General features: G+C 56.6%; 23 protein-coding genes. 9 read left to right on the top strand and 14 right to left on the bottom strand.

Annotation, left to right across the window (positions count from 1 at the left end):
• Window positions 1-44: 44 nt before the first annotated feature.
• A complete protein-coding gene (gene pepT / locus ACQUTD_RS08715; protein ID WP_473274867.1) occupies window positions 45-1,271 on the bottom strand; it encodes a peptidase T in 1,227 nt (408 codons plus the stop codon).
• Between the two features lie 258 nt (window positions 1,272-1,529).
• Here pepT and potA point away from each other — a divergent pair, with 258 nt between their 5' ends.
• From potA to potD, 4 genes are read left to right on the top strand one after another with little or no spacing between them, the layout of a single operon-like run.
• Window positions 1,530-2,681 (top strand): spermidine/putrescine ABC transporter ATP-binding protein PotA, encoded by a 1,152-nt coding sequence (potA, locus tag ACQUTD_RS08710; RefSeq protein ID WP_199775958.1) that lies wholly within the window; start codon window positions 1,530-1,532, stop codon window positions 2,679-2,681.
• Complete coding sequence (gene potB, locus ACQUTD_RS08705; protein ID WP_318377127.1) at window positions 2,665-3,522, top strand: spermidine/putrescine ABC transporter permease PotB; 858 nt, start codon at window positions 2,665-2,667, stop codon at window positions 3,520-3,522. Before potA ends, potB begins: the two co-directional genes overlap by 17 nt.
• Window positions 3,519-4,310 (top strand): spermidine/putrescine ABC transporter permease PotC, encoded by a 792-nt coding sequence (gene potC, locus ACQUTD_RS08700; RefSeq protein WP_473274869.1) that lies wholly within the window; start codon window positions 3,519-3,521, stop codon window positions 4,308-4,310. Before potB ends, potC begins: the two co-directional genes overlap by 4 nt.
• On the top strand, window positions 4,307-5,350 hold the full coding sequence (potD, locus tag ACQUTD_RS08695) for a spermidine/putrescine ABC transporter substrate-binding protein PotD (RefSeq protein ID WP_072568188.1): 1,044 nt from the start codon (window positions 4,307-4,309) through the stop codon (window positions 5,348-5,350). Before potC ends, potD begins: the two co-directional genes overlap by 4 nt.
• Window positions 5,351-5,389: 39 nt before the next feature.
• Here potD and cobB read toward each other — a convergent pair whose 3' ends face one another.
• The 5 genes from cobB to lolC are packed head-to-tail and all read right to left on the bottom strand — an operon-like array spanning window position 5,390 to window position 10,292.
• A complete protein-coding gene (gene cobB / locus ACQUTD_RS08690; RefSeq protein WP_473274870.1) occupies window positions 5,390-6,211 on the bottom strand; it encodes a Sir2 family NAD+-dependent deacetylase in 822 nt (273 codons plus the stop codon).
• Window positions 6,212-6,226: 15 nt separating this feature from the next.
• A complete protein-coding gene (gene nagK / locus ACQUTD_RS08685; RefSeq protein ID WP_473274872.1) occupies window positions 6,227-7,138 on the bottom strand; it encodes an N-acetylglucosamine kinase in 912 nt (303 codons plus the stop codon).
• Between the two features lie 16 nt (window positions 7,139-7,154).
• Window positions 7,155-8,399 carry a lipoprotein-releasing ABC transporter permease subunit LolE gene (gene lolE, locus ACQUTD_RS08680; RefSeq protein WP_318364888.1) on the bottom strand — a complete coding sequence of 415 codons (1,245 nt, stop codon included), beginning with the start codon at window positions 8,397-8,399 and terminating at the stop codon, window positions 7,155-7,157.
• Window positions 8,399-9,100 carry a lipoprotein-releasing ABC transporter ATP-binding protein LolD gene (lolD, locus tag ACQUTD_RS08675; protein ID WP_072568184.1) on the bottom strand — a complete coding sequence of 234 codons (702 nt, stop codon included), beginning with the start codon at window positions 9,098-9,100 and terminating at the stop codon, window positions 8,399-8,401. Before lolD ends, lolE begins: the two co-directional genes overlap by 1 nt.
• Complete coding sequence (gene lolC / locus ACQUTD_RS08670; protein WP_072568183.1) at window positions 9,093-10,292, bottom strand: lipoprotein-releasing ABC transporter permease subunit LolC; 1,200 nt, start codon at window positions 10,290-10,292, stop codon at window positions 9,093-9,095. The genes lolD and lolC overlap by 8 nt, the downstream gene beginning before the upstream one ends.
• 280 nt (window positions 10,293-10,572) lie before the next feature.
• Between lolC and ACQUTD_RS08665 the strand changes: the two genes are divergently transcribed.
• From ACQUTD_RS08665 to ACQUTD_RS08650, 4 genes are all read left to right on the top strand, one after another.
• A complete protein-coding gene (locus ACQUTD_RS08665) occupies window positions 10,573-11,646 on the top strand; it encodes an acyltransferase family protein (protein WP_318377111.1) in 1,074 nt (357 codons plus the stop codon).
• Between the two features lie 107 nt (window positions 11,647-11,753).
• Window positions 11,754-15,200, top strand: a complete 3,447-nt coding sequence (gene mfd, locus ACQUTD_RS08660; RefSeq protein WP_473274875.1) for a transcription-repair coupling factor — start codon at window positions 11,754-11,756, stop codon at window positions 15,198-15,200.
• Between the two features lie 137 nt (window positions 15,201-15,337).
• Complete coding sequence (ldtC, locus tag ACQUTD_RS08655) at window positions 15,338-16,306, top strand: L,D-transpeptidase LdtC (RefSeq protein WP_473274876.1); 969 nt, start codon at window positions 15,338-15,340, stop codon at window positions 16,304-16,306.
• Window positions 16,307-16,364: 58 nt separating this feature from the next.
• Window positions 16,365-17,000 carry a TetR family transcriptional regulator gene (locus tag ACQUTD_RS08650; RefSeq protein ID WP_473274878.1) on the top strand — a complete coding sequence of 212 codons (636 nt, stop codon included), beginning with the start codon at window positions 16,365-16,367 and terminating at the stop codon, window positions 16,998-17,000.
• A gap of 414 nt (window positions 17,001-17,414) precedes the next feature.
• Here ACQUTD_RS08650 and ACQUTD_RS08645 read toward each other — a convergent pair whose 3' ends face one another.
• The 8 genes from ACQUTD_RS08645 to hinT all read right to left on the bottom strand — a co-directional run bounded on the left by ACQUTD_RS08645 (window position 17,415) and on the right by hinT (window position 23,488).
• On the bottom strand, window positions 17,415-17,954 hold the full coding sequence (locus ACQUTD_RS08645) for a glycine zipper 2TM domain-containing protein (RefSeq protein ID WP_072568177.1): 540 nt from the start codon (window positions 17,952-17,954) through the stop codon (window positions 17,415-17,417).
• 187 nt (window positions 17,955-18,141) lie between these two features.
• Entirely contained in the window at window positions 18,142-19,446 is a 1,305-nt protein-coding gene (locus ACQUTD_RS08640; protein ID WP_473274882.1) for an FAD-dependent oxidoreductase, read from the bottom strand.
• Window positions 19,447-19,683: 237 nt separating this feature from the next.
• A complete protein-coding gene (ycfP, locus tag ACQUTD_RS08635) occupies window positions 19,684-20,226 on the bottom strand; it encodes an alpha/beta hydrolase YcfP (protein ID WP_072568175.1) in 543 nt (180 codons plus the stop codon).
• A gap of 33 nt (window positions 20,227-20,259) precedes the next feature.
• Window positions 20,260-21,285 carry a beta-N-acetylhexosaminidase gene (gene nagZ / locus ACQUTD_RS08630; protein ID WP_318364560.1) on the bottom strand — a complete coding sequence of 342 codons (1,026 nt, stop codon included), beginning with the start codon at window positions 21,283-21,285 and terminating at the stop codon, window positions 20,260-20,262.
• 11 nt (window positions 21,286-21,296) lie between these two features.
• Window positions 21,297-22,109 carry a thiamine kinase gene (gene thiK, locus ACQUTD_RS08625; protein ID WP_473274885.1) on the bottom strand — a complete coding sequence of 271 codons (813 nt, stop codon included), beginning with the start codon at window positions 22,107-22,109 and terminating at the stop codon, window positions 21,297-21,299.
• Window positions 22,096-22,740 carry a penicillin-binding protein activator LpoB gene (lpoB, locus tag ACQUTD_RS08620; RefSeq protein WP_072568172.1) on the bottom strand — a complete coding sequence of 215 codons (645 nt, stop codon included), beginning with the start codon at window positions 22,738-22,740 and terminating at the stop codon, window positions 22,096-22,098. The genes thiK and lpoB overlap by 14 nt, the downstream gene beginning before the upstream one ends.
• Before the next feature lie 12 nt (window positions 22,741-22,752).
• The gene (locus tag ACQUTD_RS08615; RefSeq protein ID WP_473274886.1) at window positions 22,753-23,127 is read right to left on the bottom strand and encodes a DUF1425 domain-containing protein; all 375 of its coding nucleotides are present in this window, start codon (window positions 23,125-23,127) and stop codon (window positions 22,753-22,755) included.
• A 1-nt stretch (window position 23,128) separates the two neighbouring features.
• A complete protein-coding gene (hinT, locus tag ACQUTD_RS08610; RefSeq protein WP_473274888.1) occupies window positions 23,129-23,488 on the bottom strand; it encodes a purine nucleoside phosphoramidase in 360 nt (119 codons plus the stop codon).
• A 305-nt stretch (window positions 23,489-23,793) separates the two neighbouring features.
• Between hinT and fhuE the strand changes: the two genes are divergently transcribed.
• Entirely contained in the window at window positions 23,794-25,989 is a 2,196-nt protein-coding gene (fhuE, locus tag ACQUTD_RS08605) for a ferric-rhodotorulic acid/ferric-coprogen receptor FhuE (RefSeq protein ID WP_318364567.1), read from the top strand.
• Window positions 25,990-26,019: the final 30 nt, after the last annotated feature.

The raw sequence follows: 26,019 nt of genomic DNA, 5'->3' as shown, positions 1-26,019 counted from the left end.
GGTATGGTCGAGCGTAGGCCGGGCAAGCGCAGCGCCGCCCGGCGTTAATGACTTTTTGCGGTTAACTCCGCAATACGCACGATCACTTTCACCGCTTTTTCCATGCCTTCCAGCGTCACGAATTCATGCTTACCGTGGTAGTTATAGCCGCCGGTGAAGATGTTCGGGCAGGGCAATCCCATAAAGGATAACTGTGCGCCGTCGGTGCCGCCGCGGATGGGTTTCATCACAGGTTCGATATCGCAATCGCGCATTGCCTGCTGCGCGATGTCAATGATGTGCGGAAACTCGGCGACTTTCTCGCGCATATTGTAATAGCTGTCTTCGATCACCAGTTCAATGTAACAATCCGGGTGCAGCCCTTTGCCGACCGTTTTGGCGATCTCCATCATCTTACGTTTGCGCGCCTCAAAAGCCTGGCGGTCAAAATCGCGGATGATGTAGTGCATTTCAGCGCGATCCACCGTCCCTTTGATGCTGGTCAGGTGATAGAAACCCTCATACCCTTCCGTCTGCTCCGGGCTTTCCGCGGGCGGCACTTCTGCATGAATGCGGCTCGCCAGAGAGAGGGCATTGACCATTACCCCTTTCGCCGTACCGGGATGGACGTTGTTGCCGACGATTTTGATGGTTACCGATGCCGCGTTAAAGTTTTCAAACTCCAGCTCGCCCACGCCGCCGCCGTCAATGGTATAGGCCCAGCGGGCGTCAAAGGCTTCGACGTCGAAGTGCTTCGCGCCTTTACCCACCTCTTCATCCGGCGTGAAGGCCACGCGAATATCACCGTGAGGAATGTTTTTATTAATCAGCACCGACAGCGCGGTCATGATCTCCGCCACGCCCGCTTTGTCATCGGCCCCAAGCAGGGTTTTGCCGTCGGTGGTGATCAGCGTCTGGCCCAGCAGCTGATGCAGCACCGGGAACATCACCGGGGATAACACTTCATCGCCCACGCCAAGGGCAATATCGCCGCCGCGATAGTTCTCGACAATCTGCGGATTGACGTTTTTACCGGTGAAATCGGGCGAGGTATCGACATGGGAAATAAAACCGATGGCCGGAATATCGCCCGGCACGTTAGCCGGCAGGGTTGCCATCACCGTTCCTTTTTCGCTCAGAGTGACGTTAACAAGCCCCATTTCTTCGAGCTGGTCTTTCAGCAGCTGCAACAGCTTCCATTGCCCTTCGGTACTGGGAACCTGTCTGACGCCCGGTTTTGATTGTGTATCCAGCGAAACATAGTGCAAAAAACGCTCTAGTAATTTATCCATGCGGGCCACCCTCACTATTTGAGACAACATTATTGATAAGCGTGAAAACAGAAATATTGCGTCAGGTCACTTTTACCCGTGCAAACGAGAATTTTTTAGCTTTCGCGACCCCAGACCTAAGCATGGTTGAGAAATTCCACCTCTGAAAGGGAATATCTCACAAGGATTGGCGATTTCAGTGGTTTGCCGTAGAATGCCAGGCCTCATTAATGTGTCAAACCCTAAGGTGGTTAATCACAAACCCCGCAATGGTAAGCCATCCATTGCGTCTACACGGGACAGAGTAAAAAATTGAATACACAAACGCGTTCGCTTTCGCCGCTGGTGCACCTGGCGGGGATTCGGAAAAGCTTTGATGGTAAAAATGTCATTTCCGATCTTAATCTCACCATCAATAATGGCGAATTTCTGACACTGCTTGGCCCCTCTGGCTGCGGTAAAACCACAGTGCTGCGCCTGATTGCCGGACTGGAAAATGTCGATGCCGGTCATATCCATCTCGAAGATCAGGACATCACCCAGGTTCCGGCTGAACACCGCCACGTCAATACGGTTTTTCAAAGCTACGCGCTTTTCCCGCATATGACGGTTTTTGAAAACGTCGCCTTTGGCCTGCGAATGCAAAAAACGCCAGCCGATCAAATTACTCCCCGCGTGACCGAAGCCCTGCGCATGGTGCAACTGGACAGCTTCGCCGAACGTAAACCCCATCAGCTTTCCGGCGGACAACAGCAGCGCGTCGCCATCGCCCGAGCAGTGGTGAATAAACCGCGCCTGTTGCTGCTTGATGAATCCCTCTCCGCGCTGGATTATAAACTGCGCAAACAGATGCAGAACGAACTGAAAGCCCTGCAACGTAAACTGGGCATCACTTTTGTGTTCGTAACCCACGATCAGGAAGAAGCGCTGACCATGTCCGACCGCATCGTGGTGATGCGCGAGGGTAAGATCGAGCAGGACGGCACGCCGCGTGAAATTTACGAAGAACCAAAAAACCTGTTTGTCGCAAGCTTCATCGGCGAGATCAACCTGTTCAACGCCACGGTGATCGAACGTCTGGACGAACAGCGCGTGCGCGCCAGCGTCGAAGGCCGCGAATGCAATATCCACGTCCATTTCCCGGTAGAAAAAGGTCAGCGCCTGAACGTGATGCTGCGCCCGGAAGATCTGCGCGTGGAGGAGATCAACGACAGCCGCGAGGTGGACGGTCTGATTGGCTTTGTGCGCGAGCGCAATTACAAAGGCATGACGCTGGAGTCGGTGGTGGAGCTGGAAAACGGCAAAATGGTGATGGTCAGCGAATTCTTCAACGAAGACGATCCGGATTTTGACCACTCGCTGGATCAAAAGATGGCCATCAACTGGGTGGAAAGCTGGGAGGTCGTACTGCCTGATGAAGAACACCAGTAAATTCCAGAATGTGGTGATCGCGACCGTCGTCGGCTGGCTGGTGCTGTTTGTTTTTCTGCCCAACCTGATGATCATCGTCACCAGTTTTTTAACCCGCGATGACGCCTCCTTTGTCAGTCTGGTGTTTACGCTGGACAACTATTCGCGTCTGCTCGATCCGCTCTATTTCGATGTGCTGTTGCACTCGCTGAATATGGCGCTGATCGCCACCCTCGCCTGCCTCGCGCTCGGCTATCCCTTTGCCTGGTTTCTGGCCAAGCTGCCGCAGAAGGTGCGCCCGCTGCTGCTGTTTTTGCTGATCGTGCCTTTCTGGACCAACTCCCTGATCCGCATTTATGGCCTGAAACTGTTTCTCAGCACCAAAGGCTATCTGAATGCGTTTCTGCTGTGGCTGGGCGTCATTGATACGCCGCTGCGTATCATGTTCACGCCGGGCGCGGTGATCATCGGGCTGGTGTATATCCTGCTGCCCTTTATGGTAATGCCGCTGTGGTCGAGTATTGAAAAACTCGACAAACCGCTGCTGGAGGCCGCCCGCGATCTGGGTGCCAGTAAGCTGCAAACCTTTATCCGCATTATTATTCCGCTGACCATGCCGGGCATTATCGCAGGCTGTCTGCTGGTGATGCTGCCGGCGATGGGGCTGTTTTACGTCTCGGATCTGATGGGCGGCGCGAAAAACCTGCTGATTGGTAACGTGATTAAAAGCCAGTTCCTGAACATTCGCGACTGGCCGTTCGGCTCCGCCACCAGCATTACGCTGACGGTGGTGATGGGCCTGATGCTGCTGGTTTACTGGCGGGCGATGCGTTTTCTGAATAAAAAGGTGGAGCTGGAATGATCGGTCGCCTGCTGCGCGGCGGTTTTATGACCGCCATTTACGCTTATCTTTATATTCCGATCATTATTCTGATCGTCAATTCCTTCAACCAGGTGCGCTTCGGCATCAACTGGCAGGGCTTCACCACCGACTGGTACAGCCTGTTGATGAACAATGACAGCCTGTTACAGGCCGCCCGCCACTCGCTGACCATGGCGGTGCTGTCGGCTACCTTTGCCACGCTGATTGGCTCCCTGACGGCGGTGGCGCTCTACCGTTACCGTTTTCGCGGCAAGCCTTTCGTCAGCGGCATGCTGTTTGTGGTGATGATGTCGCCGGACATCGTGATGGCGATTTCGCTGCTGGTGCTCTTTATGCTTATCGGCATTCAGCTGGGCTTCTGGTCGCTGCTGTTTTCCCACATCACCTTCTGCCTGCCGTTTGTGGTGGTCACCGTCTATTCGCGGCTGAAAGGGTTTGATGTGCGGATGCTGGAAGCGGCGAAGGATCTCGGTGCCAGCGAAGTGACCATTCTGCGCAAAATTATTCTGCCGCTGGCAATGCCTGCGGTGGCCGCCGGTTGGGTGCTGAGCTTTACCCTGTCGATGGATGACGTGGTCGTTTCATCTTTCGTCACCGGGCCTGGCTATGAAATTCTGCCACTGAAGATCTATTCAATGGTGAAAGTCGGCGTGTCACCGGAAGTGAACGCGCTGGCGACTATTCTGTTAGTACTCTCGCTGGTTCTGGTGATCGCCAGCCAGCTTATTGCACGTGATAAAACCAAATCTCAGGGGACGTTAAAATGATCAAATGGTCACGCCACCTGCTCGCTGCGGGCGCTCTGGCAATGGGAATGAGCGCTGCTCACGCGGACAACAATACGCTTTACTTCTACAACTGGACCGAGTACGTGCCGCCAGGCCTGCTGGAACAGTTCACCAAAGAGACGGGGATCAAGGTGATCTATTCGACCTATGAGTCGAATGAAACCATGTATGCCAAGCTCAAAACCTACAAAGATGGCGCGTACGATCTGGTGGTGCCCTCCACCTATTTCGTCGATAAAATGCGCAAAGAGGGCATGATCCAGAAGATCGATAAAACGAAGCTCACCAACTTCCATAATCTCGATCCGGACATGCTGAACAAGCCCTTCGATCCGCAGAACGACTATTCCATTCCCTATATCTGGGGCGCGACCGCCATTGGCGTGAACAGCGAGGCTATCGATCCCGCCACCATCACCGGCTGGGGCGATCTGTGGAAACCGGAATACAAAAGCAGCCTGCTGCTGACCGACGATGCCCGCGAGGTGTTCCAGGTGGCGCTGCGTAAACTTGGACTGTCCGGCAACACCACCGATCCAAAAGAGATCGAAGCGGCCTATCAGGAGCTGAAAAAACTGATGCCAAACGTGGCGGCGTTCAACTCGGATAATCCGGCGAACCCGTACATGGAAGGCGAAGTGAATCTGGGTATGGTCTGGAATGGCTCAGCTTATGTTGCCCGTCAGTCCGGCACACCATTGCAGATCGTCTGGCCGAAAGAAGGCGGGATTTTCTGGATGGACAGCCTGGCGATCCCGGCTAACGCGAAAAACGTCGAGGGCGCGCTGAAGTTAATCAACTTCCTGCTGCGTCCGGACGTGGCGAAGCAGGTGGCGGAAACCATCGGCTACCCGACGCCGAACCTGGCGGCGCGTAAGCTGCTGGCCCCGGACGTGGCGAACGACAAATCGCTGTATCCGGATGCGGATACCATCAGTAAAGGCGAATGGCAGAACGATGTCGGCGCCGCCAGCGCCATTTATGAAGAGTATTACCAGAAGCTGAAAGCCGGGCGGTAACCTTCTCCAGCCTCTCCCGCAGGGAGAGGCTGCATCATCTCACAAACCTTTCAATAGCTTGTCCACATACTCCGGCACCACCACGCTTGCCAGCCCGTAATGCTTCTCTTCAAATTCGCTGCCGACCTGGCTTGGCTCCAGATTGAGTTCCACCGTATGCGCGCCCTGTAAACGCGCCTCATGCACAAAGCCCGCGGCGGGATAAACATGCCCGGAGGTGCCGATGGCGATAAACACGTCGGCCATCGCCAGCGCGCTGTAAATCTCATCCATTCCCAGCGGCATTTCGCCAAACCACACCACGTGCGGGCGTAAGGTGGACGGAAACTGGCAGCAGTGGCATTTGTCTTCCGGCGTGATATCACCGGTCCACTCCAGCACCTGGCCGCTGGTGGCGCAGCGCACTTTCAGCAGTTCGCCGTGCATGTGCAGCACGTTTTTATTGCCGGCGCGCTCATGCAGGTTATCGATATTCTGCGTCACCAGCAGAAAACGATCGCCCAGCGCGGCTTCAAGCTCTGCCAGGGCCAGATGCGCGGCGTTGGGCGCGATCTCGGGCAGCTGCAGCTGGCGACGGCGGGCGTTATAAAACGACTGCACCAGCGCCGGATCGCGGGCGAACCCTTCCGGCGTGGCCACGTCTTCGACATGATGTTCTTCCCACAGGCCATCGGCCGCGCGGAAGGTGCGAATGCCTGACTCGGCGGAGATCCCCGCTCCGGTCAGTACCACCACTCTCGGTTTTTCCATCACTTCGGGCACCACTCTGTCTCTGAAAAAAATTCGCTGGCGTAAACGCTCATGCAGACGACGTTTGTTACGGCGAAAACGGCTTAGACGATGTAACCGGCGCGACTGCATAGCAACCTCTTTAGGCTAGTCGGTGAGGTGAAGGAAGGCCGCTCCGCGCATCCCACCGGCATCGCCATGACGCGCGCGTTCAATACGCGGCAGCCGGGCAACAGGCAGCAGATGCGGCGGTAAGCGGTCGGCGATAAGGGTGGTCAGCGCAGAAAAATTCGATAACCCTCCGCCCATCACCAGCAAATCGGGATCCACAATCGTCAGTATATTGCCAAGGCACACCGCGAGCAGATCCGCGTAGCGCGCCACATGGGCGCGCGCCCTGGCATCCCCCTGCTCATAGAGCGCGATAATTTCCGGGGAGGATAAGGATTGATCGTAGAAATGTTGGTACAACCATGCAAAGCCGCGACCGGAAAGATAGTTCTCAATACAGCCGAGTTTGCCGCAGCCGCAGCGGGTCAGCGGGAAGTCGAAGCCGACCACATCAAAGGCATCGACCGGCAGACGGATGTGCCCGAACTCACCGGCGATATAGCTGCGTCCGGTAATGGATTTGCCGTTCAGCACCAGACCGCCGCCAACGCCGGTGCCGAGGATCAGCCCCATCACCAGCGGGTATTGCTTAAATTCATCGTCCCAGGCTTCCGACAGCGCAAAGCAGTTGGCGTCGTTATCCAGACGGACATCACGCGCCAGCAGCGCCGAGAGATCCGCGCGCAGGGGTTTGCCGCTTGCGGCCGGAACGTTGGCGGCGTACAGCGTACCGTCTGCGGTTTCCGGCATGCCGGGGATGCCGATACCGACGGAGCCTTTGACGCCATAGCGTTCATCGGCTTCCAGCACCAGCGACGTCACCGCTTTAAGAAAAGCGTCATAACCTTCACGGGGCGTGGCGACACGGGTTTCATGGCATAACCGCCGGTCAGCGTCGAAAACGCCCATCGCAATTTTTGTACCACCAATATCAAATCCGTAATACATCGCCACTCCTTGTTGGTTATTGGCCGCTCAGCACCCTCGCCGGATCGATATTGCTGGCGCGACGGGCCGGATACCAGCTGGCGAGCAGGCTCAGCACCAGCGCCGTAACCAGCACGTACACCACATCCAGCGCATGCAGTTCTGACGGCAGAAAATCAATAAAATAGATGTCGCCGGAGAGGAACTGATGGCCGATCAGCTTCTCGATGCCGTTCATGATCGGCGTGAGATTCAACGACACCAGCACGCCAATCACCACCCCACACAGGCTGCCGAACAGCCCGGCCAGCAGACCATACCAGACGAAAATGGCGCGGATCAGGCCGTCCTTCGCCCCCAGCGTACGCAGCACCGCGATGTCACCGCTCTTGTCTTTTACCGCCATCACCAGGGTGGAGACGATATTGAAACAGGCAACGCCGATCACCAGCACCATCGCCAGATACATAATGGCGCGGATCATCTGAATGTCCCGGTACATATAGCCATAGGTGCCGATCCAGCTTTTGATATAAACGTAGCTGTTGGTCACCTCTCCTGCGTCGCGCACCAGTTTTTGCGCGTTAAAGACATCGTTCACTTTCAGGGCGATGCCCGTGACACTGTCACCCATATCCAGATACTGCTGCGCATCCTTCATCGGGATCATGGCAAAGCTGTGGTCGAGCTGACCGCTCAACTGCAAAATACCACTGACGTGCAGACGCACGCGCTTCGGCTGTTGCAGTTTGTGATCGGCGCTGGCGTTCGGGATCATGATCGACACCCAGTCGCCCTGCTTCACCTTCAGCGCGTCGGCGACGCCCTTACCGATGATGATCTGCTGTTCACCGGCTTTAAAGCCAGACCAGGCGTTGTTCTGCACAAAGCGTGGCAACGCGCTGAGCCGCGTTTCCTGCTGCGGATCGACGCCTTTCACCTGGATGGCGCGCAGGTTAGCGCCGCTCTCCACCAGCCCGGTAAAGTTAATATAAGGGGCGGCGGCCACGATGCCCGGCACTTTTTCGACTTTCGTCAGCGCCTCGTTCCAGTTAGTCCACGGCTGGTTCACCGCTTCGATTTCACCGTGCGGCACCACCGCCAGAATGCGGTTATTCAGTTCGCGCTCGAAGCCGTTCATGGCGCTGAGGCCGACGATCAGCACCGCCACGCCCAGCGCGATACCGACGGTTGAGATCACCGAAATCAGCGATACCATGCCGCTGCGGCGGCGGCCGCGGCTGAACCGCAGCCCAATCAGGAGGGATAAAGGCGAGGCCATTACTGCGCTCCCATCAGCGTCAGGTCAGCAGTCAGGCGGCCATCGCGCATTTCGAGCTGGCGGGTCATACGACGCGCCAGTTGCAGGTCGTGCGTTACCACCAGAAAGGCCGTGCCCTGCGTCTGATTCAGCTCACCCAACAGGGCAAAAATACTGTCGGCATTGCGCGCATCAAGGTTACCGGTCGGCTCATCCGCCAGCACCAGTCGCGGTCTATTCACCAGCGCACGGGCGATAGCCACACGCTGACGCTCACCGCCGGACAGCTCGGAGGGGCGGTGTTTCGCACGGTGCTCCAGCCCCACGGCGGCCAGCATTTCCCGGGCGCGTCGCTCGATTTCCGCCGGTTTATGTTTACCAATCAACAGCGGCATCGCCACGTTTTCCTGGGCGGTAAAGTCCGGCAGCAGGTGGTGAAACTGATAGATAAAGCCCAGTTCGCGGTTACGCAGTTCGGCTTTGGCAGTGGACGACAGTTTGCTCATCCGCTGATCGTCAAAAATCACATCGCCGGAGGTTGGAGTGTCCAGGCCGCCCAGCAGATGCAGTAAGGTACTTTTGCCGGAGCCGGAGCTGCCGACAATCGCCATCATTTCACCCTGACCCACGCTGAAGCTGACATCGTGCAGCACATCCGTTTGCACGTTCCCTTCCTGATAGCGTTTGCACAGGTTGTCACATTGCAACAGGATCTTATTCATAACGTAAAGCCTCAGCGGGTTGGGTGGCGGCGGCGCGCCAGGAAGGATAAAGCGTGGACAGCAGCGCGATGGCCATCGCCACCAGCGCAATAACGATCACCTGTAACGGCTCGATCACCACCGGCAATGCAGCGCCATCCAGCAATGCGCCGATGATCGGCATAAGATTATTGAGCTGGCTGGCAAGCAGCGCGCCCAGTAGCGCGCCGAGCAGCGCGCCGATGATCCCGGCGCTGGCGCCCTGCACCATAAACACCGCCATGATCTGGCGCGGCGTCAGGCCCTGGGTTTGCAGAATGGCGACCTCGCCCTGCTTCTCCATCACCATCAGGCCGAGAGAGGTAATGATGTTAAAGGCCGCGACCGCGACGATCAGGCTCAGCAGCAGCCCCATCATGTTTTTTTCCATGCGCACCGCCTGGAACAGTTCGCCTTTGCGATCGCGCCAGTCGTGCCATGCGGTGCCCTGGGGCAGCGTTTGCTGGCTGAGTTCGTCGACTTTCAGCGGCTCATTAAGCCACAGACGCCAGCCGGTGATATTTCCCGCCGGATAGCGCATCAGGCGCGAGGCGTCCTGAATGTTCACCAGCATCTGGTAACCATCCACTTCGCTGTTGGCGGCGAAGGTGCCGATCACCGTAAACAGGCGCTGGCTGGGCAGACGCCCCATCGGCGTAAACTGACTGGCGGAAGGGACCATTACGCGCAGCTGATCGCCACGGTTAACGCCCAGTTGCCCGGCCAGCTGTTCGCCGAGAATGATGTTGTACTTGCCCGGCTGCAAATCGTTTTGCTGTACGTTGACAAGGAAGGGCGTAAGCGGATCTTTCTGCGCCGGATCGATGCCAAGCATGACGCCCACCGATACACTGCGCGCGCTTTGCAGCACCACATCGCCGGTGGTCAGCGGCGCGGTGCGGTTGACGCCCGGCAGACGGGCGGCGCTTTCCGGCACTTTTTCAGGATCCAGTGAGCCATGATCGGCACTCAGCACGGCCTGCGGCATCAGCCCCAGAATATTGTTTTGCAGTTCACGTTCGAAGCCGTTCATCACCGATAGCACCGTTACCAGCGCCATCACGCCGAGCGTAATGCCAATGGTGGAAAGCCAGGAGACAAAGCGACCGAAGCGGTCGACTGCACGCCCGCGCATGTAGCGAAGGCCTATGAATAGTGCGACAGGTTGATACATGAAATCCGTCTGGTAGCTATGAGCAGACTTGGGAGTATATAAGCGAAACCGGGGATGGTAAATCGCTTAAACGTGAAGAATTGTCGCGAATGCACTTAAAAAGTTCTGGAAAATCAAACCACTATTCCATTAAATGCGCGCAATGGCTGCAAAGTTACGTTTAATATTGTTCCGAAAATTGCGCCAGCCCGTCCAAATCCAGACCTTTACGCATTACCGCTGTCTCCTCTCATCATCACAATTAACGCCTGAACTTGGATATAACAGGCACGTAGTAAGCATGAAACAAAAAGCACTATGGATTAACCAGATCAAAGGGTTGTGTATCTGTCTGGTGGTGATTTACCACTCGGTAATTACGTTTTATCCGCACCTGGAAGGGCTGCAACATCCGCTGTCGGAGACCCTGTCCAAGTGCTGGATCTATTTTAATTTGTACCTCGCCCCCTTCCGTATGCCGGTGTTTTTCTTTATCTCCGGCTACCTGATCCGCCGGTATGTGGAAGAGGTGCAGTGGGAAGGCTGCATCGATAAACGGCTGTGGAGTATTTTCTATGTGCTGGCGCTGTGGGGCGTGGTGCAGTGGCTGGCGATTGGCGCGTTAAACGAATGGCTGGCGCCGGAACGGGATCTCAGCGCCACCGCCAACGCCGCCTATGCCGGATCCTTTACCGGCTTCCTGCACGGTATGCTTACTGCCAGCACCAGCCTGTGGTATCTGTATGCGCTGCTGGTCTATTTCGTGCTCTGCAAGGCGCTGCAACGCTGGAAAGCGCCGGTAATGGGCTTACTGGTTATCCTCTCCGTCGCCATTAATTTCCTGCCGCTGCCCTGGTGGGGTCTGAACAGCGTGGCGCGCAATATGATCTATTACAGCCTGGGCGCGTGGTATGGCGTGGCGGTGATGGACATCATTAAAAACGTGCCGCTGCGCCGCTATGCGCTGTGGCTGGGGATCGCTCTGGTGGCGGCGGTGCTGCTGTGGTTTAAAAACGTGCCGCTGCTGCTGTCGCTGTTCTCCATTGTGCTGATCATGAAGCTGTTTTTGCAGCTGGAGCAGCGATTCCCGCCGGGTGAAAACAATCTGCTTAATGTAGTGGGTTCTAATACTATCGCTATTTACACCACTCACCGTATTCTGATTGAAGGCTTCAGCCTGGCGCTGATCCCGCTGCTTAATCAGGCGCGGCTGCCGCCGATGGTGGAACTGGCGCTGCTGCTGGTGTATCCCTTTATCAGTCTGCTGATTTGCACCGCGGCGGGACTGCTGGTGCGCAAACTCTCGACGCGTCTGTTTGGCGATCTGTTCTTCTCGCCGCCGGTGGATTTACGTCCGGCAGTAGCCACCCGGTGACGGTTGCCTTTGCTAAAATGGCATGATCGAGGATAATAAACTGCATTGTGTTTCAGTGGCATGCCCCCATATCGGGGGCGTACCCTTAAGAGATCATGACATCCGCTATGCCTGAACAATTCCGTTATTCCCTGCCCTCCAGCGCGGGCGACCAGCGTCAGCTGGGCGAACTTACTGGCAGCGCCTGTGCCACCGAAGTGGCTGAAATCGTTGAACGTCATACCGGCCCGGTGGTACTGATCGCGCCCGATATGCAAAACGCGCTGCGTCTGCACGATGAAATCAGGCAGTTTACCGATCATCTGGTGATGAATCTGGCCGACTGGGAAACGCTGCCCTACGACAGCTTCTCGCCGCATCAGGAAATCATCTCCTCGCGCCTGTCGACGCTGTACCAGCTGCCCGCCATGCTGCGCGGTGTGCTGATCATGCCGGTCAACACCCTGATGCAGCGCGTTTGCCCGCACAGCTTCCTGCACGGTCACGCGCTGGTGATGAACAAAGGCCAGCGGTTGTCACGGGATGCGCTGCGCGCGCAGCTGGATAATGCGGGTTACCGGCATGTGGATCAGGTGATGGCGCACGGTGAATATGCCACCCGCGGCGCGCTGCTGGATCTCTATCCGATGGGCAGCGAGCAGCCCTACCGTATTGATTTCTTTGATGATGAAATCGATAGTCTGCGTCTGTTTGACGCCGACACGCAGCGCACGCTGGAGGAAGTGGAGGCCATCAATCTGCTGCCTGCCCACGAATTCCCCACGGATAAAGCCGCCATCGAGCTGTTCCGCAGCCAGTGGCGCGATAATTTTGACGTGAAGCGCGATGCGGAGCACATCTATCAGCAGGTGAGCAAAGGCACCCTGCCGACCGGTATTGAATACTGGCAGCCGCTGTTCTTCAGCGAGCCGCTGCCGGCGCTGTTCAGCTATTTCCCGGCGAATACGCTGATTGTGAATACCGGCGATCTGGAAAGCAGCGCGGAGCGTTTCCAGAACGACACCCAGGCGCGCTATGAAAACCGCGGCGTCGATCCGATGCGACCGCTGCTGCCGCCGTCCCGCCTGTGGCTGCGCGCTGACGAACTGTTCGGCGCGCTGAAAGGCTGGCCGCGCATTCAGCTGAAAACCGACAAGCTGGCCGACAAAGCCGCCAACACCAATCTGGGCTATCAGACGCTGCCGGATCTGGCGGTGCAGGCGCAGCAGAAATCGCCGCTCGACGCCTTGCGTAAATTTATCGAATCCTTCAGCGGCCCGGTAGTATTCTCGGTGGAAAGCGAGGGGCGTCGCGAGGCGTTAGGCGAACTGCTGGCACGCATCAAGATCGCGCCGAAGCGCATTCAGCGTCTCGATGAAGCGACCGGTAACGGGCGTTATCTGATCATTGGCGCGGCGGAGCGCGGCTTTATCGACACCCTGCGCAACCGGGCCTTGATCTGTGAAGGCGATCTGCTGGGCGAGCGCGTGTCCCGTCGCCGCCAGGATAATCGCCGCACCATTAACCCGGATACGCTGATCCGTAACCTCGCCGAACTGCATCCCGGCCAGCCGGTTGTCCATCTGGAGCACGGTGTCGGACGCTATGCGGGAATGACCACCCTGGAAGCTGGCGGCATCAAGGGCGAATACCTGATGCTCACCTATGCCGGTGACGCCAAACTCTATGTGCCGGTTTCGTCCCTGCATCTGATTAGCCGCTACGCCGGTGGCGCTGAAGATAATGCCCCGCTGCATAAACTCGGCAGCGACGCCTGGTCACGGGCGCGGCAGAAAGCGGCGGAGAAAGTCCGCGATGTGGCGGCGGAACTGCTGGATATTTACGCCCAGCGCGCGGCGAAAAGCGGTTTCGCGTTCAAACACGATCGCGAACAGTATCAGCTGTTCTGCGAAGGTTTCCCCTTTGAAACCACGCCGGATCAGGCGCAGGCGATCAATGCGGTGCTCAGCGATATGTCTCAGCCGCTGGCGATGGATCGTCTGGTGTGCGGCGACGTGGGCTTTGGCAAAACCGAAGTGGCGATGCGCGCCGCCTTCCTTGCGGTGGAAAACCATAAGCAGGTGGCCGTGCTGGTGCCGACCACCCTGCTGGCGCAACAGCACTATGATAACTTCCGCGACCGCTTCGCCAACTGGCCGGTGCGCATTGAGATGCTCTCCCGCTTCCGCAGCGCCAAAGAGCAGGCGCAGATCCTGGAGCAGGTCGCCGAGGGTAAAATTGATATTCTGGTCGGCACGCACAAGCTGCTGCAAAGCGATGTGAAGATGCGTGACCTGGGACTGCTTATCGTCGATGAAGAGCACCGCTTTGGCGTGCGCCATAAAGAACGCATTAAAGCGATGCGCGCCGACGTCGATATTCTGACGCTGACCGCGACGCCGATCCCGCGCACGCTGAATATGGCGATGAGCGGCATGCGCGATCTGTCGATTATCGCCACCCCACCCGCCCGTCGTCTGGCGGTGAAAACCTTCGTGCGCGAGTATGACGATCTGGTGGTACGTGAAGCCATGCTGCGTGAGATCCTGCGTGGCGGCCAGGTGTATTATCTTTATAACGATGTGGAAAACATTCAGAAGGCGGCGCAACGTCTGGCGAATCTGGTACCGGAAGCGCGTATCACAATCGGTCACGGACAGATGCGCGAGCGCGAGCTGGAGCGCGTAATGAATGATTTCCATCACCAGCGTTTTAACGTGCTGGTGTGCACCACCATAATCGAAACCGGGATCGACATTCCCACCGCCAACACTATCATCATCGAGCGGGCCGATCATTTTGGCCTGGCGCAGCTGCACCAGCTGCGCGGGCGCGTCGGGCGTTCGCATCATCAGGCCTATGCGTGGCTGCTGACGCCGCATCCGAAAGCCATGACCACCGATGCGCAGAAACGCCTCGAAGCCATTGCCTCGCTGGAAGATCTGGGGGCGGGCTTTGCGCTGGCGACCCACGATCTGGAGATCCGCGGCGCCGGGGAGCTGCTCGGGGAAGATCAGAGCGGTCAGATGGAAACCATCGGCTTCTCGCTGTACATGGAGATGCTGGAAAACGCGGTCGATGCGCTGAAAGCCGGGCGCGAGCCTTCTCTGGAAGATCTCACCAGCCAGCAGACGGAAGTGGAACTGCGTATGCCGGCGCTGATCCCGGATGATTACATTCCTGACGTGAATACGCGCCTGTCGTTCTACAAACGGGTGGCCAGTGCGAAAAGTGAGAACGAGCTGGATGAAATTAAGGTGGAGATGATCGATCGCTTCGGCCTGCTGCCGGATCCGGCGCGTACCCTGCTTGAGGTGGCGTTACTGCGTCAACAGGCGCAGCACCTGGGCATTCGCAAGATCGAAGGTAACGACAAAGGCGGCACTATTGAGTTCGCCGAGAAGAATCATGTGGATCCGGTGTGGCTGATTGGTCTGCTGCAAAAGCAGCCGCAGCATTTCCGCCTCGACGGGCCGACACGACTGAAGTTCTTCCAGGATCTCGGCGAGCGGAAAACCCGTATCGAATGGGTGCGTCAGTTTATGCAGAAACTGGCAGAAAACGCCGTCGCCTGATTTCACTGGCGCGCCGTCTCCGGAGGGCGCGCCAGCCTTTACAAACTCTTTGCACTTCCCCTGCATTTCCCGACACGCCCACCATCCATAATTAAGGTTTATGTTGAATAACAATAACCTGAATATACCTGTGGGTGATGATACTAATGAAAACCTCGCGTTTTGCCCGTTGGCTGGCTTTTATTGCCGTTGCCTCGACTCTGGCGCTCGCCCTTCCCGCTCAGGCCAATACCTGGCCGCTGCCCGCGGCGGGAAGCCGGGTGGTCGGTGAAAACCGCTTCCATCTCGTGGAAAACGACGGCGGCTCGCTGGAAGCGATCGCCAAAAAATACAATGTCGGATTCCTTGCGCTGTTACAGGCGAACCCCGGCGTCGATCCTTACGTCCCCCGCGCGGGCAGCGTACTGACCATTCCGTTGCAAACCCTGCTGCCGGACGTACCGCGCGAGGGTATTGTCATTAACCTTGCCGAGCTGCGTCTTTACTATTATCCGCCGGGTAAAAGCGAAGTGACGATCTACCCTATCGGCATCGGCCAGCTGGGGGGTGATACCTTAACGCCCACCATGGTGACTACCGTATCGGACAAACGCGCGAATCCGACCTGGACGCCGACCGCGAATATTCGCGCCCGCTATAAAGCGCAGGGTATCGATCTGCCTGCGGTGGTGCCGGCAGGCCCGGATAACCCAATGGGGCATCATGCCATTCGTCTGGCGGCCTACGGCGGTGTGTACCTGATCCACGGCACTAACGCAGATTTTGGCATCGGCATGCGCGTCAGCTCCGGCTGTATCCGTCTGCGGGATGGCGATATCGCCACGCTGTTTAAAAAGGTCACGCCGGGCACCAGAGTGAACATCATCAATACGCCGATCAAGGCCTCTGTCGAGCCGGACGGCCGTCGCCTGGTGGAGGTGCATCAGCCGCTGTCTAAATCCATTAACGACGATCCGAAAACCCAGCCAATCGTACTGAGCAGCGCAATGGAATCCTTTAAAGCGGGTGCGCAAACGAATACCGCGCTGATGGATGAAGTGATGCAGGTTCGTTCCGGAATGCCGGTAGATGTCACGGAACATCAGGAGGTTGCGCAAAGTTTGTAATGCCTGCCGGTAATTTTTATAATGATCGTTCAACAAACATCATTATTCAGGCGGCGCTATGAACAACGACGTGACCTGCGGTACTAAAAAAAGCCGTGGCCGACCGAAAACCTTCGACCGGGACGCCGCGCTTGATAAAGCCATGACGCTGTTCTGGCAGCACGGGTATGAGGCCACCTCGTTAGCGGATCTGGTTGAGGCGACAGGCGCGAAAGCGCCGACGCTGTATGCAGAGTTCACCAATAAAGAGGGGCTGTTCCGCGCCGTGCTCGATCGCTATATCGCCCGTTTCACGGCGCAGCATGACGCGCAACTGCTGTGCGAGGAAAAACCCCTGGAGCAGGCGCTGCGGGATTACTTCACTTCTGTCGCCACCTGCTTTACCAGTAAGGATACCCCGGCGGGCTGCTTTATGATTAACACCTCTGCGACGCTCGCCGCCTCCTCAAACGAAATCGCCCGAACGATCAAATCCCGCCACGCCCTCCAGGAGCAGACGCTGTTGCAGTTTTTACAGCAGCGCCAGGCGCGGGGCGAGATCCCGGCCAACCGCGATGTGGTCGCGCTGGCACAGTTTCTGAGCTGTATTCTGCAGGGCATGTCCGTGAGCGCGCGTGAAGGCGCCTGCATGGAAAAACTGCTGCAAATCACCCACACCACCCTGCGACTGTGGCCTGAATTGCTGAAATCCTGACTGTAATCCCCTTCTTTCGTTTGATTGGCCTGACCTTTTGCAGCAATAGGTCAGGTCTTTCTGTTTTCCGCTTCGCTTTGCTATTCTTATTGTGATTATTTTTCTGCTAATGATTAGCAGTATCACAACGGGAGACGCTTGCAGGTCATGAAGACGCGATTTATGGCTGTTCACATGCAGAAGGAAAATGAAATGGTTTTGCTATTACCATTACTCAAAGTGCTAATAGTAATTACATTGTTGTTTAGTCTGTGGTTGTTGTGCGGCAGTTCAGTGCTTTTCGCTTTCGTCTCGGTATTGATTACGGCAGGACTGCTGGTGAAGCAGAGTCGCGATACTGCGGTATAAGGCAGAAATAAAAAAGGACTCCCCAGCCTGAGCGATTGGGGAGTCAATTAATGCAGAACTTCTTTTTTACGCTTTGTTGTTCAGGATCAGCTGGCCGTTGCCATCCAGCGGAATTTGCGTGCCGGGATCGTTATCCATACGAATTTTTCCCTGCTGGTCACCAATTTTGTAGGTGACGTCGTAACCGAGCATTTTTTCCGATTTTTCATACACGGTTTTACAACGCTGCTGCGTGCTGGTGTAGGTGTCATTATCCTGTAGTGACCCCTGGATCTGATTACCGGCATAGCCGCCGCCCAGCGCGCCGACAACAGTGGCCACATCTTTACCGCGACCGCCGCCAAACTGGTGACCAATCACGCCGCCTGCGACAGCGCCCAGCACCGACCCTGTCAGGCGATTTTCATCCTGCACGGGGCGACGATGCGTTACCGTCACGTTACGGCACTCTTTACGCGGCGTTTTAACCGTTTCTTTGATTGGTGTGGCTGAGACGACCTGCGCATATTGTGGGCCGCTTTTGAAGACATCAAGGCCTGCAACCGCTGCCACACCCAGAGCAGCGGCCACACCAATTCCTATACCCGCTAACATTGATTTATTCACAGGATCATCTCCCTTTTTTGCTATTGGTAACAATTTTGCAATCAAAGGCAGCGTACGCCAATCAGAATTCAGGAAGTTTGCGGGGTATTGTGCGGGGAAATGCGGTGATTCAGAGAAGTCTGACCACATAGCCCTGTCGGGCAGAAGGATATGCTGAACGCCCCGCCGCGAAGCGGGGCATGGTCTGTCAGTGCAGCTTCAGACGCGGGCGGATCACCCGGTTAATACTGCCGACCACCATCATCAGGCCGGTTTTGAAATAGCCATGCAGCGCCACCTGGTGCATACGGTACAGCGAGATGTATACAAAGCGCGCCATGCGGCCTTCAATCATCATCGAGCCGCGCATCAGGTTACCCATCAGACTGCCGACGGTGGAGAAGTTCGACAGCGACACCAGCGAGCCATGATCTTTATAGACATACGCTTTCAGCGGCTTGCCCTTCATCTGCGCCAGAATGTTGTGCAGCGCGCAGGTCGCCATCTGGTGAGCAGCCTGAGCGCGCGGCGGCACAAAGCCCCCTTCCGGACGGGCGCAGGAGGCGCAGTCGCCGATGGCGAAAATGTCCGGGTCGCGGGTGGTTTGCAGGGTCTGCTCAACCACCAGCTGATTAATGCGGTTGGTTTCCAGCCCACCGATCTCTTTCATAAAGTCCGGCGCTTTGATCCCTGCCGCCCACACCATCAGATCGGCTTTGATATGTTCGCCGTCTTTGGTGTGCAGCCCTTCGCTGTCGGCGCTGGTGACCATGGTCTGCGTCAGGACGCGTACGCCCATTTTGGTCAGTTCGTTGTGCGCGGCGCTGGAAATACGCGGCGGCAGCGCAGGCAGAATACGCTCGCCCGCTTCCACCAGCGTCACGTTCAGCGCCTCGTTGCTCAGCCCTTTGTAACCGTAGCTGTGCAGCTGTTTCACCGCATTATGCAGCTCTGCCGACAGCTCAACGCCGGTCGCGCCACCGCCGACAATGGCGATGTTGACCTTGCCGCTGGCGCCGAGGTTGGCGGAGTATTTCAGGAACAGGTTAAGCATTTCCTGATGGAAACGACGGGCCTGGTGCGGGTTGTCGAGGAAGATACAGTGCTCTTTCACGCCCGGCGTATTGAAATCATTGGAGGTGCTGCCCAGCGCCATCACCAGGGTGTCGTAAGCGATTTTACGTTCCGGCACCAGCAGATCGCCCTTCTCGTCGCGCAGTTCAGCCAGCATCAGGGTTTTGCTTTCGCGATTGATGTCCATCACGGAGCCAAGCTGGAACTGGAAATGATGGTTACGCGCGTGCGCCAGGTAGCTCAGCGCATCCACGCCTTCATCCAGCGAGCCGGTCGCCACTTCGTGCAGCAGCGGCTTCCACAGGTGGCTGTGGTTACGGTCGATGAGCGTGATTTTCGCTTTTTTACCGCGTCCGAGCTTTTTGCCCAGTTGAGTGGCCAGCTCAAGGCCGCCTGCACCCCCGCCCACAATCACGATCTTTTTCAATGGTGTAGTCAAGGTGACCCCCTTAAAATTATTAACCAATTGTTAAGTAAAAGTTATAGAAATAAGTTTTAGTTAACAACAAGTTACCAGCAGGAAAACGCCTTACCGGTAACGAGAATAGCATGTTCGGTGCATTGGTCATACCAAAATTGATGTACATCAAGTTTTGCTGCTTAAAAGATAAGCGTGATCCGCAGTAAAGGAAAAAAAAGTCAGCGATTAAGCTGACTTTTAAGAATGTACGCCGGATTAACCGAGGGTTTTAAAGGCTTTGATGCGCTGCAAATGCGGGGAGATATTCTTAAACTTATGCGTCTGCTCTTCATCCCAGACGATTTCGTAAAAAGGTTGCAGCAATGCCGCCGAACGCTGGCTGTCGAGCGCCTCGTCCCGGCGGGACAGGATCGCCAGACAGCGGTCGCGGTTTTTTTCGCGAAAATTAGTCACGCATTTGGTGGCAATATCGGCGTACTCTTCAGGACGGTCGATTTTGCCTTCCATATTCTCCTGCGGCCACAGATTCGGGTTAAACATTACCTGCCGGATATCGCACAGAAAGCCGATACGCTCGGCCCAGAAACCGCCCAGCCCGACGCCGCAGATCAGCGGACGCTCATCGACATTAAGCTGCAACATTTTATCCACTTCTTTCAGCAGGTGCTGCATATCATGCCGCGGATGGCGGGTGCTGTAGCTCAGCAGCCGCACATCCGGATCGATAAACTGAAGCTGCAACACTTTCTCGTGATTACCCGGACTGTTCGAGTCAAAACCGTGTAAATAGATGATCATTGTGCCCTCACCACACTGCAACGCACCGATGGATTAATGCGCCGTTTTATGTTCCTGCCAGCGTTCGTGCAGCTGCTCCAGCGCGGCGCTGACCGTTTTCCACTTCGCGGATGACATCAATTCCTGACGCGTAAATGAACCTTTATGATACAACTCTGTAACACGTTCTGCTTTGATCGGCGACAGGTTATCCAGAACACTGACCGCGCCTTTACGATTATTACAAACCAGGATCATATCGCAGCCGGCATCCAGCGACGCCTGCCCGCGCTCCGCATAGCTGCCCATAATCGCCGCCCCTTCCATCGACAGGTCGTCGGAGAAGATCACGCCGTTAAAGCCCAGCTCGCCGCGCAGCACGGTTTTCAGCCAGTAGGGTGAACCGCTTGCCGGACGCGGATCCGCATCGCTGTAAATCACATGCGCCGGCATGATGGCGTCAAGCTTGTTATCCGTAATCAGCGAGCGGAAAACGGACATGTCTTTGGCGCGGATCTCCGCTTCATCACGGGGATCGCGCGGCGTCTCTTTGTGGGAATCTGCGCTTACCGCGCCATGTCCCGGAAAATGCTTGCCGGTGGTTTTCATTCCGGCGCTGTGCATACCGTCGATAAAACGGGTCGCCATTGCCAGCGCGGTCGCCGGATCGGCATGGTACGAGCGTTCGCCAATGGCCGCGCTGATATGTCCCACATCCAGCACCGGCGCAAAGCTGATGTCGATGTCCATGGCGATCATCTCGCTTGCCATCAGCCAGCCAGCCTCTTCCGCCAGCCTGCCGCCCTCGGTTGTTCCCAGCAGCGCGGCGAAGGACTGTGCCGCGGGCAGTCGGGTAAAGCCTTCTTTGAAGCGCTGAACGCGCCCGCCTTCCTGATCCACCGCCACCACCAGCCGGTGATGGGACGCCTCGCGGATCTGGCGCACCAGTTCGCGCAGCTGGGCGGGATCGTGATAATTGCGGGTAAACAGGATCAAACCGCCAACCAGCGGATGCGCCAGAATTTCGCGCTCTTCGGCATCCAGCTCATAGCCTTCAACATCTAACATTACCGGACCCACACTGACCTCTCTTATCCTTTAGTCTGCAACTGGCGCCATATTTCATCGGCCAGCGTTATAAATTGTTGTTCGCCCGTCTGTTGCCAGCGGTACTCGTACCAGCCCGCCATCAGCATCATCACCCAGGGCCGCCAGCGCCGCACCTGCCGCTGTAACATGATGGGATCGATGCTGGCACGGCGGGCATAATCCTCCACCAGCCCCTGTCGCGCGGCGTCATCCATCCACACCGAGGCCAGCTCAAGGGCAATATCGCCATCTCCCGCGTACTCCCAGTCGATCAGACGCAGCCCCTGCGCACTGTGCACCAGATTGCCCGCGTGGACATCCATATGCAGCGGCGCCAGACGCAGCACGCGCGGCTCCCTCTGTTTGCGCAGCCTTTTCAGCTGCCGCAACCAGAACGGCGTGCGTCGTGCAGGCGCGGCCTGTTGCCAGTAGCCTTCAAGCAGCGGCAACAGCGTGATGCGCCAGCCAAAACAGGGCTGCTGGTGCAGATGATACAACACCTCTGCCAGCGCATCGGTAGCCGGTAGCGCAGTTTTTACCTCACCGCGCAGAAAATCGACAGCCATCCAGCCTTCGCCGTAACGCAGCGGCTGTGGCGCCAGCGAGACAGGGAGACGTTTCAGGACATGATACTGACGCAGAAAAGGCGCGGCGGCGGTGGCGGTGTGACGGAAACGGAGCACCAGACGCTGCTGCCCGCGTTCAATAATGATACTCCCGCCAGACAGACCGGACGTTGTCTGATCTGCGGCGGGCGTAAACTGCGGAAAATAGCGTGACAGAATAGCGTCACGCTCAGGTTTATTGTTGTGCAACGCTGCCTTTACCTGACCAGACGATCTCGCCAGTCTGTACCAGCATCAGCTGCATTTGCAGGGTCGGGGCGTTAACGTTGCCGCTGGCGCTGGAATAGAGTACATACTGCGCGCCAACGTTACGGGCGATGCCGATGGCTTTGCTGCGGGTGCCGAGACTGTCCTGCGGGGATAACCCCAATTGCTGTTTGGCGACGCCCAGCTGCTGCGCGGATACCAGCGTGAATTTACCATTGTTCGCCAGCGCATTGCGCAGCGCATCGGTGCCTTCGCCGGTATTCAGCGAGCCGTTGGTGCGGTTATTGACGCTGTCCACCAGCAGCACGCTGCCGCCTGCCGCGCCGCTCGCCTGAAGCATTTTGCTGACCATCGGCGAAATCGCGCCGGACCAGTCGTAGTGACGTACGCGCGGCGTCGGCTGCACGGTTTCGTCCTGATGCTCAATCGGCCCTGGCTGTGACGGGATGGTCGGTACTGACGGCACGGTCGGCAGCGGTTGCTGCGGCGTGGTCGGTTGTTCCGGTACCGGCGTCGCCTGGTCGACCGGCGCGGGTTGTTCCTGATTAATCTGACAGCCGGTCAGGATCAATGCCAGTGTGGCAAGCAGGGCGTAACGTCCCATCATTCTCATTCAAATCACCCCTTATAAATAGAGATAGAGCCGCACTTTATGTGCGCCCAGGTAGTTGGCGCTGCCATAAAGCGTCACCGATGCGTGTGCAGGCACAGTGACGGTTCGCGGCGCTTCCAGCGGATGCATTTCAAGGCCTCTGGCGTCATACCAGTAAAAACGATAGTTAACCGTTACCGGCACGTTTCTTTCATTGTAGAGAGTTGAGGACGCAGAAGACTGAATTTCCGAGCGGGATAATTCCGGTTTTTCGGCGGAGATCCCCGCCGCCAGTACGGTTGATTCCATTACCAGCGTTTGCTCATCGCTGACCGGGATCGCCGGTTTTGCGCTGCATCCGGCAAGCAGGATCGCCGCCACTAATACGGCAGTACGCCCTCTTGTCATCTTAAAGGCCTTTATGAGACAGCATAGGACCAAGGGCGCGGCCCCCAATCAGATGCAGGTGAATATGATAGACCTCCTGGCCGCCATGACGATTGCAGTTCATGATCAGGCGGTAACCGTCCTCGGCAATGCCTTCCTGCTTTGCGATTTTCGCCGCGACGGTCATCATGCGGCCCAGCGCTTGCTCATGGGCTTCGGTGGCGTCGTTAATGGTCGGGATCAGAATATTCGGCACAATCAAAATGTGTACAGGAGCCTGTGGGGAAATGTCGCGGAACGCGGTGACCAGCTCATCCTGCCAGACAATATCCGACGGAATTTCGCGACGAATAATTTTACTGAAAATAGTTTCTTCTGCCATGTCGTCTTCCTTCTTTATGACTGCATAATATTGCCAGAGAGTATGAGTGACAATCTCCTGATGTTTCAACTATAAACCTCATTTTCTTACCCTGCCGAAAGCTTATGTCATCCCCCTGTTCATCGTGCTGAGTAAAACCGGGTTTCATTAATAAATATTACATCTGTTTACAGGGTGAACTGTAATGCGTATATTTCGCATTTGCATTTCCATGCGCGTTTCATAACTGAATAATTAACTATCCTGCACCGCGCCGACAACGTATTGACGGGGTGCTTTATGACCAACACTCAGAAGGGTTAATGATGTCTTTCACCGTTCACGCCAGGGACGGACAACGTCCGCCTGCCACTCATCCGTCACTGCTGGCGGTTTGTATTGCTTTTGCACTGACGCCAGCGGCGGGCTTTGCGGCCACCACGGCAGCGCCGGAAGATACGCTGGTTGTCGATGGTTCGTCCTCAGGCACGACGGCAGCCACAGAAAGTGAAGATTACAGCGTTAAAACCACCACCTCCGGCACCAAAATGCTGCTGGTTCAGCGTGATATTCCGCAGTCGGTGACGCTGGTCAGCGAACAGCGGATGAAAGATCAGAAGCTGGAGTCGCTGGGTGACGTGCTGAAAAATACCATCGGTATTTCTGAGAGCGTGGCGGATTCCGATCGCAGCACCTTCTATTCCCGCGGTTTTCTGATCGACAACTATATGGTCGATGGCATTCCGACGCTGTTTGAATCCCGCTGGAACCTGGGCGATGCGATGTCGGATACCGCCATGTATGAGCGTATTGAAGTGGTGCGCGGCGCGAATGGTCTGACGACCGGTTCCGGCAACCCTTCTGCGGCGATTAATATGGTGCGTAAGCACGCTGACAGCCGTGAATTCACCACCAATGTCAGCGCAGAGTACGGCAGCTGGAACAAGCAACGTTACGTGGCGGATCTCTCCACCCCGCTGACCGAAAACGGTAACATCCGTGGTCGTATGGTGGCGGGCTATCAGGATAAGGACAGCTGGCTGGATCATTATGGTCAGAAGAAAAAATTCTTCTACGGCGTGCTGGATGCCGATCTCACTGACGCCACGGCGTTCTCCGTGGGTTACGATTATCAGGAAAACAACACTGACCATCAGACATGGGGCGGCCTGCCGCGCTGGTATACCGACGGCAGTAAAATCAAGGCCGATCGCAGCGACAGCACGGCGCCTGACTGGGCCTACAGCGATACCGAAACGCAGCGTACTTTTGTCACTCTGAAGCAAAAGCTGGGCGATAACTGGCAGCTTACGGTAAACGGTACGCATACCGAAACTGAGCTCGACAGCAAGGCGCTGTATCTGGACGGCCAGGTTGATAAAACCACCGGCCTGATGGTCAGCCCGTATGGCGCGTCCTATCCCTTTGTTGGCGGCACCGGCTACAACACCGGCAAGCGTAAAGTGGATGCCATCGATACTTTTGCTAACGGCAATTACGAACTCTTTGGTCGTCAGCATGAGCTGATGGTGGGCACCAATTACACTAAACAGCACAATATCTATTACAGCTCGTGGGAAAACATCGGCGATACGCAGTTAGGCAACTACAGCGATTATTCCGGTAACTTCCCGGAAACCGACTGGTCGCCGTTAAGCCTCGCGCAGGAAGATACGGTGCGTCAGAAGTCCGCGTATATGGCGACCCGCATTTCGCTGGCGGATCCGCTGCACCTCATTCTGGGCGCGCGCTATACCAATTACACGCTGCATACCCTGACCCAGGATCTGGAGAAGAACAATACTTCGCCGTATGCGGGCGTGGTGTTTGACATCAACGATACCTGGTCCACCTATGCCAGCTATACCTCGATTTTCCAGCCGCAGACGCAACGTGATAGTCAGGGTAAATACCTGTCGCCGATCACCGGTAATAACTACGAAGCGGGTGTGAAAGCCGACTGGATGAACAGCCGCCTGACGACTTCGCTGGCGGTATTCCGCATTGAGCAGGATCATCTGGCGCAGTCCACAGGCGGCGTGGTTCCCGGCAGCAACGGGGAAACCGCATATCGTGAAGCGAATGGTACCGTCAGTCGCGGCGTTGAATTTGAAGTGAACGGCGCACTGACGGACAACTGGCAGATGTCCTTCGGCGCAACGCGTTATGTGGCGGAAGACAGCGAAGGTGTCGCGGTAAACTCAGATCTGCCGCGCACGTCGGTGAAAATGTTCACCAGCTATCGCCTGCCGATGCTGCCGGACCTGACGGTCGGCGGTGGCGTGAACTGGCAGAACCACACATGGGCTGATGTACCTGTTGCCAGCGGCACGCTGCGTTCAGAACAAGGCAGCTACGCGCTGGTGGATCTGTTCGCCCGTTATCACGTGACCAAAGCGCTTTCGGTGCAGGCGAATCTGGATAACCTGTTCGATAAAACCTACGAAACCAACGTCAACAGCCGCACCTATGTGTTCGGCGAGCCGCGTAACTTCTCGGTTAGCGCGAACTACAGCTTCTGATACTCCGCGTAAATGACTTGCCCGGCGGCG

This window comes from Enterobacter sp. K510 (genome assembly GCF_055804875.1).
This window is presented reverse-complemented; position numbering and strand designations above follow the sequence as displayed.